Raw genomic sequence first — 17,323 nt, 5'->3', positions numbered from 1 at the left:
CCGTCGTACGGTTCGCCGCGATTCGGACGGACCGCTTCGGGAGGACCGCAGTGCGCACCACGGGGGACGAGTCCGGGGAGTTCCAGATCCCCGCGAACAGGCGCGCTCACGTGCACGTGAGGCGCGGTGGGCACGTGCGCCCGGAGGCGGTGGCGCGGCCGGACGCGGTGGTCGACCGGGCCGACGTGCGCGGCGAGCTGTCGAGCGGCGCGCGCTGGTCGCTCGTGACGACCGACTCGACCACCGCGCCCGGCGCGGCCAAGGCGAACGGCAGCGATCCGGGGCTGGCCGCCGCCGCGAACGCCCACCTCGACGGCTCCCCCACCCCGCTGGGCGCGGCGGCCGTGCTGCGGCTGCTGCTGCACCAGGAGCACCCGCGCGCGTCCGGGGTCGTGGACGCCTGGGTCGCGGCGCACGGGCTGGTGTTCGCGGTGAGCGCGGTCGCCGAGCTGGCGCGGGTGGAGGTGGTGCTGCACAAGCTCTCCGACAGCTACAAGCCCCGCTGGACGCTGCGCCACCGCGCGCCGACCGCGCGGACCGTGCCGCCGGGGGAGATCGCGCTGGTGCGGCGGGCGCGCGAGCTGCTCGCGGCGTGCCCGGAGGAGGAGCACGCCGAGGCGGTCGCCGCGCTGGCCGGGTCGCGGGACACCGCGCAGGGCAGGCTGGCGGTCAGCTACCTGGCGCCCGGCGAGCGGGGGTGGGCGGACGAGGTGGTCACCGAGGCCCTCGGCGGCCCGATGTACTCCTCGGACAGCTTCCTGCTGCTGACCTCGGTCGGCGAGGCCGACCAGCTGATCCGCCTGATGTCCCTCGGCTGGGTGATGTGGTACCTGCCGTCCCCCGAGGTGCTGTGGACCGCGCTGGACGCGATGGGCCACGGCGTGCTGCCCGTGCTGGGCCGCCTGCTCGACGTCGAGCAGCTGTCCGCGCAGCAGCACGGCCACGTGCTGGAGGTGCTGGAGGTGCTGCCCGGCGACGAGGCGTTCGCGCTGCTGCTCCCCCGGTTCGCGCTGCGCCCGGTGCGCCTGGCCGCGCACTCGATGGCCGCGCGCGACCCGGAGCGGGCGCTGCGGCTGCTGGCCGCCGCGGCCGTGGGCAGGCCCGCGGGCTCGGACGTGGCGAAGGTGCTGCGCGCCGTCGCGGTCAAGTTCGCCGACCTGGACGTGAGCGGCCTGCCCGAGGCGACCAGGGCCGTGCTGGAGCGGGAGCGGGCCGCGCACCGGGCCGTGCCCGCGTCCGCCGAGGGCGCGCCGCCGGTGCTGACCTCGCCGCCGTGGGCGAAGGAGCGCAGGAGGGCCGCCAGGCCGAAGGTCGTGAAGGGCCTGGAACCGCTGGCCGCGCCGGGGCTGGTGTGGGAGCCGGGCGAGTTCGAGGCGTGGCGCTCGGAGCACTTCCGCCCGCGCCGCTTCCCGGACTGGGAGGCGACGGTGCGGGCCTACGCCTCCGGGCGGCTGCGCTCGTCGTACGACCACCCGGCGATGTTCCTGCACGCCGCCGAGCGCCTGGTCCGACCGCTGCTGGCGGACTGGAAGCCGGACCCGTGGGCGGCCGAGCGGTGGGGGAGGCCGCTGATCGCCCGGTTCGGGCTGGACGTGCTGCCGCACGTCGTGGCGCTGGCCAGGTCCCGGCCGGGCGCGCTGGCGGAGCTGGTGCTGCCGTACGCGGCTCCCGAGGTCGCGGCGCTGGTGGCGGACTGGTTGGTGCGCCTCAAGTCCGCGCGTCCGGTGGCGCGGCGCTGGCTGGAGCGGCACGGCCTGGGCGCGGCCCGGTTCCTGGTGCCGGTCGCGGTCGGTCCGGCCGGGGCCGCCCGGCGGGCGGCGGAGCACGCGCTGCGGCAGATCCCCGAGCACGCGATGACCGCCGCGCGCGAGCACGGCGAGCAGGTGGCCGGGATCGTGGCCGCGTCGCTGGCGGTGGACCCGCTGGACGTGCTGCCGGTGAAGGTCCCGGCCGTGCCGTCCTGGCTCGACCCGGACCTGCTGCCGCAGGTGCTGCTGCGCGGCGGGCGGGCGGCGCTGCCGGAGGAGGCGGCGCGGAACCTGCTGGTGGTGCTGGCGATGTCCACGTCGGACGAGCCGTACGCGGGGCTGGAGCAGGTGCGGCGCGCGTGCGAGCCCGCGTCGCTGGCCCGGTTCGCCTGGGCGGTGTTCGACCAGTGGCGGCTCGCCGGGACGCCGTCCAAGGACGGGTGGGCGCTGACCTGCCTCGGCCTGGTCGGCGACGACGAGGTGGTGCGCGCGCTGAGCCCGCAGCTGCGGTCGTGGCCCGCCGAGGGCGGGCACGCCAGGGCGGTGCTCGGGCTGGACGTGCTGGCGCGGCTGGGCACGGACGTGGCGCTGGTGCACCTGGACGACGTGGCGCGGCGGGTCAAGCACAAGGGGGTGCGGACCAGGGCGCAGGAGAAGCTGGCCGAGGTCGCGACCTCGCTGGGGCTGACCTCCGACGAGCTGTCCGACCGGCTGGTGCCGACGTTCGACCTGGCCGCGGACGGCACGCTGGAGCTGGACTACGGGCCGAGGCGGTTCGTGGTCGGGTTCGACGAGCAGCTCAAGCCGTACGTGACCGGGCCGGACGGCAAGCGGCTCAAGGCCCTGCCCAAGCCGGGAGCGCGCGACGACGCGGAGCTGGCGCCCGAGGCGCACCGGCGGTTCGCGGCGCTGAAGAAGGACGTGCGCACCGCGGCGACCGCGCAGATCGCCCGGTTGGAGAAGGCGATGCTGGCGGGCCGGTCGTGGGGCGCGGAGGAGTTCACGGCGCTGTTCGCGCGCCACCCGCTGGTGTGGCACCTGGCGCGCAGGCTGGTGTGGATCACCGAGTCGGGGCTGGCGTTCCGGTTGGCCGAGGACCGCACGCTCAGCGACCTGCACGAGGAGCCGGTGGAGCTGGGCGCGGGCGAGCGGGTGGCGCTGGCCCACCCGATGCGGCTCGGTGACGACCTGGAGGCGTGGGCGGAGCTGCTGGCCGACTACGAGGTGCTGCAACCGTTCCCGCAGCTGGGCAGGCCGGTGCACCGGCTCACCGCCGAGGAGGCGGAGGCGTTCCGGCTGACCAGGTTCCAGGGGGTCGTGGTGCCGTGCGGGAAGGTGTTCGGGCTGCTGAACAAGGGCTGGGAGCAGGAGCAGTCGGACGGCTACGTGATCGACCGGGTGCAGCGACCGCTGCCGGACGGGCGCGCGGTCGTGGTCGGCCTGGACCCCGGTGTGCCGCGCGGCTACGACTACTCCGAGCTCGACCAGAAGACCACCGAGGTGTGGATCACCGACCACGGGCCGGGGTCGTGGCGGGCGGAAGAGCACCGGTTCGGGACGGTCGACCCGGTGGTGATGTCCGAGGTGCTGGGCGACCTGGTCGGCTTGACCCGCTGAGCTGTCGGACCCCTGGCGTACGGTCGCTCCACTCGGGACGGACGGCTTCAGGGGGCGGCGGTGCGCGACAGCGGCGGGGGCTTCGAGCTCCCCGAGGGGGCTCGGGACCACGTGCACCCGAGGCGGGGCGGTCGGACCGGGGTGGACGCCGCCGCGCCGCGCGGCGCGGCGGCCGACCGGGTGGACGTCCGGGCGGAGCTGTCCGAGGGGTCGCGCGCGGCGCTCACCGGCGTCGGGAGCGAGGACGGCGCGGCCCGCAGGCCGGTGGGGAGCCTGCCGCGCCTGGTCCGGGCCGCCGAGGCGCACCTGGACGGCTCGCCGACGCCGCTGGGCGCGGCGGCCGTGCTGCGGTTGCTGGCGCACCAGGGGCACCCGCGCGTGCTGCGGCTCGTGGACGCCTGGGCGGAGGCGCACGGCCTGGTGTTCGCCGCGCGGGCGATCGCCGAGCTGGCGCGGGTGGAGGCGGTGCACTGCCCGTCCCCCGCCGGTGGTCACGGCTGGCACCTGCGCGGGCTCCGGCCGGGTTCGTGCGCGATCCGCTGGCAGGAGCGGGACCTGGCGCTGCGGGCGCGGTCGCTGCTGGCCGCGTGCCCGGACGCCGTGCACGCCGAGGTGGTCGCCGCGCTGGCCGGGTCGCGGGACACCCCGCAGGGCAGGCTGCTGGTCAGCTACCTCGTGCCGACCGAGCTCCGGTGGGCCGAGGAGGTCGTGGCCGAGGTCCTGCGGGGCCCGCGCGACCGCGCCGACAGCGACCCGGTGCTGGCCGTGCTCGGCTCGGCCGACCAGCTCACTCGCCTGCTGGGCCTGGACTGGGTGGTGCGGCGCCTGCCGACCCCGGAGTTCCTGTGGACCGCGCTGGACGTGCTGGGCCACGGGCTGCTGCCCGCGCTGGACCGGCTGCTCGGGACGCCGGAGCTGCCCGGACCCGCCCGCGACCTGATCGCCGAGGTGCTGGCGGCGCTGCCGGGTGACGACGCCTTCGCGGTCCTGCTGCCCCGCCTCGGGCAGCGCGAGGTCCGCCCGCTCGCCCGCGCGGTGGCCGGGCGCGCCCCGGAGCGCGCGCTGCGCCTGCTGGCCGCCGAGGGCGGGCCCGCCACCTCGGACGCGGCGATCGTGCTGCGCTCCCTCGCGGTGGGGTTCGCCGACCTGGACGTGCGCGAGCTGCCCGAGGCGGCCGGGGCCGTCCTGGCGCGGGAGCGCGCCGCGCACCGGGCCGCGCCCGCGCCCGCCGAGGGCCTGCCGCCGGTGCTGACCTCGCCGCCGTGGGCGCGGGAGCGCCGGGAGGCCGAGGCGCCCGTCGTCGTGGCGGGCCTGGAGCCGCCGGTCCGGCCGCACCTGCGCTGGGCGCCGGGTGAGCGGGAGGGCTGGCTGGCCAGGCAGCCCCGCACGGGCCCGGACCCGGCCGACTGGACGGCGCTGGCGGACGCCTGCGCGGACGGCCGCCCGACCGGCCACGGCTCGGTGCTGTTCGCGCGGGCCCCCGAGGGGCTGGTGCGCCCCCTGCTGGCGCGCTGGAACCCGGAGCCGTGGGCCGCCGAGCAGTGGGGCAGGCCGGTGGTCGCCCGGTTCGGGCTGGACGTGCTGCCGCAGGCCCTGGCGCTGGGGCGGGTCCGGCCGACCTCGCTGGGCGGGCTGCTGGTCCCGTTCGCGACGCCCGAGGTGGCGGTGATGATGGTGGACTGGCTGGCGCGGCTCACGCACGCGTGGCCGATCGCGCGGGGCTGGCTGGAGCGGCACGGGGTGGACGCGGCCCGGCTGCTGGTGCCGGTCGCGGTCGGTCCCGCCGGGGTCGGGCGGCGGGCGGCGGAGCACGCGCTGCGGCAGATCCCCGAGCACGCGCTGACCGCCGCGCGCGAGCACGGCGAGCGGGTGGCGTCGGTGGTCGCCGCGGCGCTCGCGATGGACCCGCTGGACGTGCTGCCGGTCCGGGTGCCCGCCGTCCCGGCGTGGCTGGAGCCCGGCCTGCTGCCGCAGGTGCTGCGGGAGGGCGGTGCGGCGGCGCTGCCGGAGGAGGCGGTGGGGCACCTGCTGGTGGTGCTGGCGCTGTCCACCCCGGAGGACCCGCACGTCGGGCTGGAGCAGGCGCGCCAGGTGTGCGACCCGGCGTCGCTGGCCCGGTTCGCCTGGGCCGTGTTCGACCAGTGGCGGATGGCCGGGGCCCCGCCCGAGGACCGCTGGGCGCTCACCGGCCTGGCCCTGGTCGGTGACGACCAGGTGGTGCGCGCGCTGGGCCCGCTGATCGCGGCGTGGCCGATCGAGGGCGTCAAGGCGGACGTCGGGCTGGTGGTGCTGGCGCGGATCGGCACGGACGCGGCGCTGACCCGCCTGGACGACGCCTCGCGGCGGCTGAGGAACAAGTGGTTGCGGGGGCGGGCGAAGCGGGAGCTGGACGGGGTCGCGACCGCGCGCGGGCTGACCGCCGAGGAGCTGTCCGACCGGCTCGTGCCGGACTTCGGGCTGTCCCCGGACGGCGCGCTGGAGCTGGACTACGGGCCGAGGCGGTTCGTGGTCGGGTTCGACGAGCAGCTCAGGCCGCACGTGACCGGGCCGGACGGCAAGCGGCTCAAGGCCCTGCCCAAGCCAGGGGCGCGCGACGACGCGGAGCTGGCCGCGCGGGCGCACGAGCGGTTCGCGGCGCTGAAGAAGGACCTGCGCGCCTCGGCCGCCGAGCAGCTCGCGCGGTTGGAGCGGGCGATGGTGGAGGGCCGGACGTGGGGCGCGGCGGAGTTCACCGGCCTGTTCACCGGCCACCCGCTGCTGTGGCCGCTGGGGCGCGGGCTGGTGTGGATCACCGAGTCGGGGCGCGCGTTCCGGCTGGCCGAAGACCGCACGCTCGGCGACCTGGACGACCGCCCCGTCGTCCTCGGCCCGGACGAGCGGGTGGCGATCGCCCACCCGCTGCGGCTGGGCGCGGACCTGGCGGCGTGGGCGGAGCTGCTGGCCGACTACGAGGTGCTGCAACCGTTCCCGCAGCTGGGCAGGGCCGTGCACCGGCTCACCGAGGAGGAGGCGGGGGCGGTCGAGCTGGTCCGGTTCCGGGACTTCCCGGTGCTGAACGGGAAGGTGGTCGCGCTGCTCGACCGGGGCCGCTGGAGCCAGGCGGGCGGGCTGGGCGGTCCGATCGGGCGGGTGCGGCGGGCGCTGCCGGACGGGCGCGAGGTCGTGGTCGGGCTGGACCCGGCCCTGCCGCGCGGGCGCGTCCCGGTGGGGACCGGGCGGCGGATCACCGGGGTGCGGATCGGCGGGCGGGGCCCGTTCGGGACGGCCGACCCGGTGGTGGTGTCCGAGGTGGTGGCGGACCTGCTGGGACTGGCCCGCTGAGCGAACGGACCGCTCGTCCGATGTGGACCGCCCGTCGTGGCCGCCGGGGAACCGGAATTGTCGGACCCCCGTCGTACGGTTCACCCGCATCCGGTCGAGCGGATCCGGGTGGACGACTCGGGGGACGACTCGGGGAAGGACGGCAGTGGGGACTGCGGGGGGCGTGATCGGGGAGTTCCGGCTCCCGTCGGGCGTGCGGAGCGAGGCGCACCCCAGGCGGGGCGGTCGGACGCGCCCGGAGGTCGTGGCGCCGGAGGTCGTGGCGCCGGAGGGCGCGGCGGCGGGCCGGGTGGACCGGCGCGAGGAGCTGTCCCCGCAGGCGCGCTGGGCGCTGCGCACCACGGCCCCCAGCGGGGGCTCCTGGACGACCAGGGTGAACGGGAGCGCGCCCGAGCTGGCCGACGCCGCGAACGCGCACCTGGACGGCGCCCCGAACCCGCTGGGCGCGGCGGTCGTCGCCCTCCTGGTGATGGACGAGGCGGCCCCTGACGCGGACGGGCCGGTAGCGGCCTGGGTCGACGCGCACGGGCTGGTGTTCACCGCCAGGGCTGTCGTGGAGCTGGCCGGGATCGTGGTCCTGCGCTACCAGGACGGGGACGGCGTGCCCCGCAGGGCGGTGCGCAGGCGGGTGGCGCAGGACGTGGGGCCGCGCGGGGTGGTGGGCGGGCGCCTGGTGCGGTCGCTGCTGGCGGTGTGCCCGGACGAGGTGCACGCCGAGGTGGTCGCCGCGCTGGCCGGGCTCCGGGGCACGCCGGGGGGCAGGCTGGCGGTCAGCTACCTGGTGCCGTCCGAGGCCGCCTGGGTGGAGGAGGTCGTCACCGAGGTCCTGGCCGGTCCCCGGCACTCCCCCGACGGCTGGGCCGTGCTGCTGTCGGTCGGGACGGTCGACCAGCTCCAGCGGTTGCTGCGGCTGGAGTGGGTGCTCTGGCACGTGACCACGCCCGAGGTGCTGCACACCGCGCTGGACGCCGTGGGTCACGACCTGCTGCCCGTGCTGGAGCGGCTGCTGGAGCTGCCGCTGCGCGGGCACGAGGCCGTGCTCGACGTGATCGCGTCGATGCCGGGTGACGAGCCGTTCCAGTTCCTGCTGCCCCGGATCAAGCAGCGGTACGCGCGGTCCACCCTGCTGGAGCTGTCGCTGCGCGACCCGGAGCGGGCGCTGCGGCTGCTGCACGCCGAGGCCGGGGGCAGGCCGTCGACCAGCGAGGCCGCGCGGCTGCTGCGCGCGCTGGTCGTGCGGTTCCGGGACGTGGACCTGGCCGAGGCCCCCGAGCAGGTGCGGGCGGCGGTGGAGCGCGTGCGGGCCGCGCACCGCGGCGCGCCCGAGGCGGGGGTGGACGAGCTGCCGCCGGTGCTGGTGTCGCCGCCGTGGGAGGTGAGGCGCCGGGCCGCCAAGCCGGAGGTCGTGCCGGGGGTGGAACCGCCCGCCGGGCGCGCGCTGGTGTGGGAGCCGGGTGAGCGCGAGTCGTGGTCGGCGGTGGAGGTCGGGGTGCGGACCCCGGCCGAGTGGGCGGCCCTGGTGCGGGACTACCGGGCCGGGGAGCTGCGCTGGAGGCACGAGGAGCCGCCGCTGTTCGTGGGCGGCCCCGAGGACGAGGTCCGGCCGCTGCTGGCGGACTGGACGCCGGACCCGCGAGGCGCGGAGCGGTGGGGCAGGCCGCTGGTCGCCCGGTTCGGGCTGGACGTGCTGCCCCAGGCGCTGGCGCTGGCCAGGGCCCGGCCCGCGACGCTGGCGGAGCTGGTGCTGCCGTGCGCGACGCCGGAGGTGGCCGAGCTGGTCGCGGACTGGCTGGTGCGGGTGAAGTCCGCGCGCCCGGTCGCGCGGCGCTGGCTGGAGCGGCACGGTGTCGTCGCGGCCCGGCTGCTGGTGCCCGTCGCGGTGGGTCCCGCCGGGGCGAAGCGGCGGGCGGCGGAGCACGCGCTGCGGCAGATCCCCGAGCACGCGCTGACCGCCGCGCGCGAGCACGGCGAGCGGGTCGCGTCGGTGGTCGCCGCGGCGCTGGCGGTGGACCCGCTGGACGTGCTGCCCGCCAAGGTCCCCGCGGTCCCGGACTGGTTGGACGAGGACGCGCTGCCGCAGCTGCTGCTGCGCGGCGGGGAGCGGGCCCTTCCGCCGCGCGCCGCGCGGACCGTGCTGGTGGTGCTGGCGCTGTCCGCGGTGGACGAGCCGTGCGCGGGGCTGGAGCAGGTGCGGCGGGCGTGCGACCCGACGTCGCTGGCCCGGTTCGCGCAGGAGGTGTTCGAGCTGTGGCGGTTGTCGGGGATGCCCGCCGAGGAGGGCTGGGCGCTCACCTGCCTCGGCCTGGTCGGCGACGACGAGGTGGTGCGCGAGCTGGGTCCGCTGATCCGGATGTGGCCGACCGAGGGCGGGCACGCGCGGGCGGCGACCGCGCTGGACGTGCTGGCGCGGCTCGGCACGGACGTGGCGCTGCTGCACCTGGGCGACCTGGCGCGGCGGGTCGAGCACAAGGGCGTGCGGACCGGGGCGCAGGCCAGGCTGGACGAGGTGGCCGCCTCGCGGGGGCTGACCCCGGAGCAGCTGGCCGACCGGCTGGCTCCGGACTTCGGGCTGTCGCCGGAGGGCTCGCTGGTGCTGGACTACGGGCCCAGGCGGTTCACCGTCGGGTTCGACGAGCAGCTCAAGCCGTACGTGACCGGGCCGGACGGCAAGCGGCTCACGTCCCTGCCCAAGCCGGGCGCGCGGGACAACCGGGTGCTCGCGCCCGAGGCGCAGCGGCGGTTCGCGGCGCTGAAGAAGGACGTGCGCACCGCGGCGGCCGGGCAGGTCATCCGCCTGGAGCAGGCGATGCTGACGGGGCGGACGTGGAGCGCGAAGGAGTTCACGGCGCTGTTCGCACGCCACCCGCTGGTGTGGCACCTGGCCCGCAGACTGGTGTGGACCACCGGGGCGGGGCGCGCGTTCCGGCTGGCCGAGGACCGCACGCTCAGCGACCTGCGCGAGGCCCCGGTGGAGCTGGGCCCGGAGGACCGGGTGGCGCTGGCCCACCCCATGGGGCTGGGCGACGACCTGGCGGCGTGGGCCGAGCTGCTCGCCGACCACGAGGTGCTCCAGCCGTTCCCGCAGCTGGGCAGACCGGTGCACCGGCTCACCGAGGAGGAGGCCGGGGCGACCGCGCTGGTCAGGTTCCACGACCGGCCGGTGCCGCGCGGGAAGGTGCTCGGGCTGCTGCGGAGCGGCTGGGAGCACGACGGCCGGGGCAACGGCGGGGTGATCGACCGGGTGCAGCGACCGCTGCCGGACGGGCGCGCCGTCGTGGTCGGCCTCGACCCCGGTGTGGACCGCGAGCACGACCCGGCGCAGGACGAGCAGCGGATCACCGAGGTGTGGATCACCGACCACGGGCCGACGGCCGAGGGCGAGCGCGTGCACCGGTTCGGGACCGCCGACCCGGTCGCGCTGTCCGAGGTGCTGGGCGACCTCGACGGCCTGATCCGCTGAACCACCCCGCCCGCACCCACTTGACCAGGTATTTTCCGCAGGCGCAGCACCCGTGCCACCCGCCTGCCCACCCGTCCGCACCGAGGAGACCGAGGGTTCCGCCGTGTCCGACACCGACTTCCCCGACGACCTGCAGCGCCCACCAGCCGAGGTGCGGTTCGCCGACGAGCTGGCCAGGCTGCGCGAGTCCGACCGAGCGCACCGACCGCCGGGCTGGGCGCTGAGCCTGGACGCCGCCCGCCGGTTCGTGGTCGGCGACGACAAGCTCGGCGTGAGCCGCAAGTTCGTCGGCGACCCGTCGCTGGTCGACCGCTCGCTCGTCACCCTGGCCACCAGCCGGGGCCTGATGCTGGTCGGCGAGCCGGGCACCGCCAAGTCGCTGCTGTCCGAGCTGATCGCGGCGGCCGTGTGCGGCGAGTCGACGCTGACCATCCAGGGCGGCGCGGCCACCACCGAGGACCAGATCAAGTACTCGTGGAACTACGCGCTGCTGGTCGCCGAGGGCCCGTCGCCGCGCTCGCTGGTGCCCGCGCCGATGCTGCGCGGCATGGCCGAGGGCAAGGTGGTGCGGTTCGAGGAGATCACCCGCTGCCCGCTGGAGGTGCAGGACTGCATGTTGTCGCTGCTGTCCGAGCGGGTCGTGGCGGTGCCGGAGCTGATCGGGCGCGACAGCATGGTGTTCGCGAAGGCCGGGTTCAACGTGATCGCCACCGCGAACACCCGCGACCGGGGCGTGAACGAGATGAGCGCGGCGCTGAAGCGGCGGTTCAACTTCGAGACCGTGTTCCCGATCGCGGACCTGCGCACCGAGCTGGAGCTGGTCGAGCAGGAGTCGGCGAAGCTGCTGGAGCGGTCCGGGGTGGGCGTGCCGCCGCGCCGGGACGTGCTGGAGGTGCTGGTGCGCACGTTCCGCGACCTGCGCGAGGGCGGCAGCGGGCAGGCGGACCGGCTCAGCACGGTGATGAGCACGGCGGAGGCCGTGTCGGTGGCGCACGCGGTGGGTCTGCGCGGCTGGTACCTGCGCGGCGAGGCGGGCACGGCGGCGGACGTGGTCGAGTGCCTGGCGGGCACGGCGGCCAAGGACAGCCCGGACGACCTGGCCAAGCTGCGGCGCTACCTGGAGCAGCAGGCCGGTCGCCGCAAGGGCGAGCAGTGGTCCGAGCTGCACCGGGCTCGACACCTGCTGCCCGGCTGATGGGCGCGGTCTACCTGGGCGTGCGGCACCACAGCCCGGCGTGCAGCTCGCTGGTCGACGAGGTGATCCGCAGGCTGCGGCCCGCGCACGTGCTGGTGGAGGGGCCCGCCGACGTCAACGGGCGGCTGGACGAGCTGCTGCTGGGGCACGAGCTGCCGATCGCGCTGTACAGCTACCGGCGCGACGAGGAGCGGGCGCACGCGTCGTGGAGCCCGTTCTGCGAGTACTCGCCGGAGTGGGTGGCGCTGAACGCGGGGCGGGAGGTGGGCGCGCAGGTGCGGTTCATCGACCTGCCGTCCTGGCACCCGGCGTTCTGGGACGTGCGGAACCGGTACGCGGACGCGGCGGTCAGGCACGCGCGGGCGGTGGAGCTGCTGTGCGCGGAGTTCGCGGTCGACAACGTGGACGCGCTGTGGGACCACCTGTTCGAGATCCCGGACCGGGACGGCCTGGCCGAACGGCTGGACGCGTACTTCGACCTGATCCGCGGCGGCGCCGAGGCGAGCGACGGCGACCGGGCCCGCGAGGAGCACATGGCGTCCTGGGTCCGCGCCGCGCTGGCCGACGCGGGCGACGCCCCGGTGGTCGTGGTGACGGGCGGCTTCCACACGCCCGCGCTGCGCGCCCTGGTGGAGGGCAGGCAGATGCCGGAGTGGGTGGACCACGGGGTTCTGGCGCCGCCGATGGCGGGTGGGGGCGACGAGCCGAGCGGGGGCGGCCAGCCGAACAGGGACAGCCAGCCGAACAGGGACGGCCAGCCGAACAGGGACGGCCAGCCGAACAGGGACGGCCAGCCGAACAGGGACGACGAGCCGAGCGGGAACGGCGAGCTGGACGGGGAGATCGACCCGAAGGCGGCTCCCTTCGACGCGGGCCGCGCCGAGCAGCCGCGCACCGCCGCACCGCTCCGGGCCGCAGGCCCGGCGGGCGTCGCCGCGTCGGCGGACGGCGGCACCGACCGCCCTGCGGGCGGCGACTCGGCAGACGATGGGCCCGCCGCCGAGGGCGCTTCGCGCGGAGGCGCGGTCCCCGAGGTCATGGGCAGCCCCGACCAGGCCGCTCCCGCGACCGGCTCTGGCTCTAGCACCGGCTCCGGGCACGGCACCGGCGCTGGCACCGGGCACGGCACCGGCCCTGGCTCCGGCACCGGGGATGGCTCCGGCACCGGCTCCGGGCACGGCCTCGGCACTGGTTCCGGCTCCGGGGATGGCCCCGGCACCGGCACCGGCACCGGGGATGGCTCCGGCTCCGAGCCCGCCACCGACCAGCCCTCCCCCAAGGCCACCACCGACTCCCCCACCCCCTCCGGCTGGCCCGAGGTGCCCCGACCGGCCCCCGGTTCGGTCGGCGCCAGCTACCTGGTCCCGTACTCCTTCCGCCGCCTGGACGCGTTCACCGGCTACGAGTCCGGGATGCCCTCCCCCGCCTACTACCAGCGGCTCTGGGAGTCCGGGAGGCGCGGGGCGGCCGAGGGGTTGCTGGAGGCGGTGGTCACGCGGTTGCGCGGGCGCAAGCAGGCGGTGTCCACCGCGGACCTCATCGCCGCCCGCACCCAGGCCGAGGGGCTCGCCGCGCTGCGCGGGCACCCGGTGCCCGCGCGGGTCGACGTGCTCGACGGGCTCACCTCGGCGCTCGTCTCCGAGGACCTCACCCAGCCGCCCCCGTGGACCCGGCGCGGTGTGCTCGCGCCCGGCGCGCACCCGGCCGTGGTCGAGATGGTCGCCGCGCTCAGCGGGGACCGGGTCGGCCGGTTGCACCCGGACACGCCGGCGCCGCCGCTGGTGGCGAGCGTCCAGGAGGCGATGGCCGCGCTCGGCCTCGACGGCGACCGGACCGTCGACCTCGACCTCACCGACCCGCGCGGGCTGGAGCGCAGCAGGTTGCTGCACCGGCTGCGCGTGCTGGACGTCCCCGGACTGGAGCGCGCCTCGGGCCCCGGAGGCGGCGGTGACCCCGAGGTCCTGGAGCGGTGGCGGCTGGTCGACCGGGACACCCGCGTGCCCGCGCTGATCGAGGCCGCCGCGCACGGCGCCACCCCCGCCGAGGCGGCGGGCGCGGTGCTGCGCGAGCGGGCTCGGGACGCCGGGATCGGGGACCTGTCCGCGCTGCTGTTCGACACCGCCCTGTGCGGGGTGGGCGACCTGCCCGACGACGTGCTCGACACGCTCGTCGCGGGCGTCGGCCGCGCCCCCGACCTGGTCGAGCTGGGCGGGGTGCTGGCCGACGTGCTGGGCCTGTGGCGGCACGACCGGGTGTTCGGCTCCGCCCGCGACCCGCGCCTCGGCCTGGTGCTGGACGCCGGGGTGACGCGCGCGCTGTGGCTGGCCGAGGGCCTGCGGGGCGCGACGGCCCCGGCCGAGCCGCACCGGCTCACCGCGCTCGCCGCGGTCCGCGACACCGCGGTGCACGCGCCCGCCGTGCTCGGCCTCGGCCGGGACGCGGTGGCGGACGTCGGCCTGCGGATCAGCCGCGACCCCGGCTCGCCGCCGGACCTGCGCGGCGCCGGGTTCGGGCTGGCCTGGGCGCTGGGGGCGCACGCCGACCCGGAGGCCGCGGTGCGCGGCACCTCGTCGGCCCCGGTGGTCGGCGACTGGCTGGCCGGGCTGTTCGCCCTCGCCCGCGAGGAGGTCCTGGGCGCGCCGGGTGTGATCGCGGTGCTGGACGAGGTGGTGGAGGGCTTCACCGGTGACGACTTCCTGGAGGCGCTGCCCGCGCTGCGCCAGGCGTTCGCGTTCTTCCCGCCCGCCGAGCGGGAGCGCATCGCCGGGCTGCTGCTGGCGCACCGGGGCGTGGACGGGTCGGCGCGCGAGCTGGTGCGCTCGCGGGTGGACCCGGCGCTGCACGTGGAGGCCACCAGGCTGGAGGCGTTCGTGGACGGGCTGCTGGCGCGGGAGGGGTTGGCGTGAGCGACGGGATGGAGCGGTGGCGGCTGGTCCTGGGCAGCCCCGCCGACGGGTGCGCGGGCGGGCTGGGTGGCGACGCGCTGGACCGCGACGCCGCGCTCGCCTGGCTGTACGAGCGGGACGAGGGGCTGGACCGGCGGGACGTGCGGCGCTCGGGCAGCGGCGACTCGGTGCTGCGGGTGGTGGACTGGCTGGACGACGTGCACCGGCTGTTCCCGCGCCGCACGATCGAGCGGCTGGAGCGGGACGCCGTCGAGACCTACGGCATCACCGAGGTGGTCACCGACCCCGGCGTGCTGGAGCGGGTCGAGCCGAGCGTGGCGCTGCTGCGCGCGGTCATGCGCACCAAGCACCTGATGAACCCGGCGGTGCTCGCGATGGCGCGGCGCATCGTGGAGGCCGTGGTGCGGGACCTGGTGGCGCGGCTTGCCCGCGAGGTGCGGCGCTCGTTCACCGGGGCCCGCTCGCGCAGGCGGTCGAACTTCAAGCAGGCCAGGAACTTCGACTTCCGGGGCACGATCCGCGCGAACCTGGCGCACTACGAGCCGCGGACGCGGCGGATCTCGATCGAGGAGCCGAGGTTCACCTCCCGCACCCGCAAGCACCTGGACTCCTGGCAGCTGGTGCTGGTGGTGGACCAGTCCGGGTCGATGGCGGGCTCGGTGATCCACTCGGCGGTGACGGCGGCGTGCCTGTGGAACCTGCCCGGCCTCAAGACGCACCTGGTCGCGTTCGACACCCAGGTGGTGGACCTGACCAGCGACGTCACCGACCCGGTCGAGCTGCTGATGAAGGTGCAGCTGGGCGGCGGCACCGACATCGCGAGGGCGATGGCGTACGCGGCGGGCCTGGTGGAGAACCCGAGGCGGTCGATCGTCGTGCTGATCACCGACTTCTACGAGGGCGGTGACGAGCGCAGGCTGGTGCGCGTGGTGCGGGACCTGGCCGCGCAGGGCGCGCAGGTGCTGGGGCTGGCGGCGCTGGACGAGGAGGCGGCGCCCGCCTACGACCGGGACATGGCGCAGCGGCTGGCGAACGTCGGCGCGCACGTGGGCGCGATGACGCCGGGCGAGCTGGCGGAGTTCGTCGCGGAGAGGATGGGGTAGTGCGGCGTGCCGACCTGTTGGCGCTGACGTCCGAGGCGCTGGTCGACCTGGCCAACCGGGGCCTGGTGAAGCGGGCGACCCGCGAGGTGGAGGCGGGCGCCGGGCCCGTGCTGGGGGTGGCGGACGACGGCGCGGTCACCGGCGTGTTCCCGGACGGGGTGACGGCGGTGCTGCCGCCGGGCGTCGGGCTGGACGCGGCGTCGTGCTCGTGCGGGGCGCGCGGGGCGTGCAGGCATCGGATCGCGGTGGTGCTGGCCTACCAGCGCGAGCACGGGGGCGCGGAGGAGGAGGTCCGCGCGCCGTGGTCGCCGGGGTCGGTGCCGGACGCGGAGCTGGTGGCGGCGTTCGGCGAGCGGGCGGTGGCGGCGGCGCGGCGGGTGCTGCGGTCCGGGGTGCCGGTGGTGCTGCGCAGGGCGGGCGCCGGGGACCCGGTGGCGGTGGCGGAGCTGCCGTCGGCGACGGTGCGGTTCCTGGTGCCCGGCGAGCTGGGGTACGCGAGCACGGACGCGGCGGCCCTGCGGCGGGACCAGCTGGTGGCGCTGGCGGTGCTGGCGTTCCGGGAGGCGGACGAGCGCGGGTTCGCGGACCCGGTGGTGCGGTTCGACGCGGGCGGTTCGGCCGGGCCGGGCGGTGGGTCCGGTGACGGGCCGGACCCGCTGGCGGAGGCGCTGGAGCTGACCGGTCAGCTGCTGCGGGAGGGCGCGGTGCACACCGGGCCGGTGCTGGACGCGGCGCTGGAGCGGTCGCGGCGGGACCTGACGGCGGCCGGGATGCACTGGCCCGCCGCCGCGGTCGGGGAGCTGGCCGAGCAGCTGGCGGCGTACCGGGCGCGCGGGGCCAGGCACCGGGTGGAGCGGGTCGCGGAGCTGGTGGCGGAGGTGCGCGCGCGGGCGCGGGCGACCGGGCCGCGCTCGACGGTGCTCGGCTTCGACGAGGCCGCCGAGACGCCGATGCGGCGGGTGCGGCTGACCTCGCTGGGCTGCCGGGTGACGGGCACCAGCGAGGACCGCACGGCGGAGGTGTTCTTCGCGGACGGCGACGGGGTGCTGGTGCTGCGGCACCGGTGGCAGCTCGGCGCGGACGAGCGGCCGACCGGGCACGACCTGGCCGGGCGCAGGCTGTCCGGGACGACGCTGGGCGCGCTGGCGGCGGCGAACGTGGTGTCGGAGTCGGCGGTGCGCAGCCCGAGCCGGGTGGTGCGGTTGACGGCGAGCCGGGTGGCGAGGACGTCGGTGACGCCGCTGGGCTCGGCGTGGACGGGGCTGCGGGCCCCGGTGCTGGTGCGCGACCTGGCGGCGGCCGGGGCGGAGCTGGCGGCGCTGGCGCCGCGCGTGGTGCGGGCCAGGGTCGAGGCCGAGCACGTGCGGGTGGTGGAGGTCGCCGCGGTGCGCTCGATCGGCTACGACCCCGGCGCGCAGCGGCTGGAGGCGGTGGTGGCGGACGCGGCGGGCACGACGGCGCTGGTGCGCGCCACCTACCGCAGCACGACCCCGACGGCGCTGGACGCGCTGGCCGGGGCGCTGGCGGCGGGGGCGACGCACGTGAGCGGGGCGCTGAGCCGCACCGGCGGGCGGCTGGTGATCACCCCGTTCGCGGTGCTGACGCCGGACGGCCCGGTGGTGCCCGACCTGGCCGGTGGCGAGGTGGGCGGGCTGGTCGGCGAGGTGCTCGCGGGGCCGGACGTGCTGGCGGAGGTGCTGGAGTCGGCGCTGTCGCTGTGCGCGGAGGCGGCGCACCGGGGGCTGGAGCACCTGGCGGCGACGATGCCGGGCCGGTTGGCGGCGGCGGAGGCCGAGCTGCGCCGGGCGGGGCTGGCGAAGGCGGCGGAGCTGCTGTCGGCCTTCGCGGCGGCGCCCGGCGAGGAGAGCTGGCTGGCGGCGTACCTGAGGTTGCTGGTGACGGCCGAGTTCCGGTAGCCGCCGCAGTCCTCTGTGGACGAACGGGCGCGGTGGACCCCCGGCGCCGGAAGGGTT

General features: G+C 77.3%; 7 protein-coding genes. All 7 read left to right on the top strand.

The features are described 5' to 3' along the window. The first annotated feature begins 50 nt into the window (after positions 1–50). The 7 genes from CNX65_RS09440 to CNX65_RS09405 all read left to right on the top strand — a co-directional run bounded on the left by CNX65_RS09440 (position 51) and on the right by CNX65_RS09405 (position 17,266). Entirely contained in the window at positions 51–3,365 is a 3,315-nt protein-coding gene (locus tag CNX65_RS09440; protein ID WP_096492430.1) for a DUF4132 domain-containing protein, read from the top strand. A gap of 60 nt (positions 3,366–3,425) precedes the next feature. Further along, positions 3,426–6,686 carry a DUF4132 domain-containing protein gene (locus CNX65_RS09435; RefSeq protein WP_096492429.1) on the top strand — a complete coding sequence of 1,087 codons (3,261 nt, stop codon included), beginning with the start codon at positions 3,426–3,428 and terminating at the stop codon, positions 6,684–6,686. A gap of 145 nt (positions 6,687–6,831) precedes the next feature. Beyond that, positions 6,832–10,146, top strand: a complete 3,315-nt coding sequence (locus CNX65_RS09430; RefSeq protein ID WP_096492428.1) for a DUF4132 domain-containing protein — start codon at positions 6,832–6,834, stop codon at positions 10,144–10,146. Between the two features lie 103 nt (positions 10,147–10,249). After that, positions 10,250–11,341: an ATP-binding protein gene (locus tag CNX65_RS09425; RefSeq protein ID WP_015800724.1), complete on the top strand. Its 1,092-nt coding sequence runs from the start codon at positions 10,250–10,252 to the stop codon at positions 11,339–11,341. Beyond that, on the top strand, positions 11,341–14,247 hold the full coding sequence (locus tag CNX65_RS36790) for a DUF5682 family protein (RefSeq protein ID WP_232519768.1): 2,907 nt from the start codon (positions 11,341–11,343) through the stop codon (positions 14,245–14,247). Before CNX65_RS09425 ends, CNX65_RS36790 begins: the two co-directional genes overlap by 1 nt. After that, positions 14,244–15,350, top strand: a complete 1,107-nt coding sequence (locus tag CNX65_RS09410) for a VWA domain-containing protein (protein WP_096492427.1) — start codon at positions 14,244–14,246, stop codon at positions 15,348–15,350. Before CNX65_RS36790 ends, CNX65_RS09410 begins: the two co-directional genes overlap by 4 nt. Beyond that, the gene (locus CNX65_RS09405) at positions 15,350–17,266 is read left to right on the top strand and encodes an SWIM zinc finger family protein (protein WP_096492426.1); all 1,917 of its coding nucleotides are present in this window, start codon (positions 15,350–15,352) and stop codon (positions 17,264–17,266) included. Before CNX65_RS09410 ends, CNX65_RS09405 begins: the two co-directional genes overlap by 1 nt. Positions 17,267–17,323 lie beyond the last annotated feature (57 nt).

The organism is Actinosynnema pretiosum (genome assembly GCF_002354875.1).
In the GTDB taxonomy this organism is placed as follows: Bacteria; Actinomycetota; Actinomycetes; order Mycobacteriales; family Pseudonocardiaceae; genus Actinosynnema; species Actinosynnema auranticum.
Note: the sequence above shows the minus strand (reverse complement) of the source record. Positions and strands in the feature narration are given on the sequence as shown.

Excerpts from the sequence above, each read along its gene's own strand:
- CNX65_RS36790 (WP_232519768.1), top strand. The coding sequence starts at position 11,341 with ATGGGCGCGGTCTACCTGGGCGTGCGGCACCACAGCCCGGCGTGCAGC.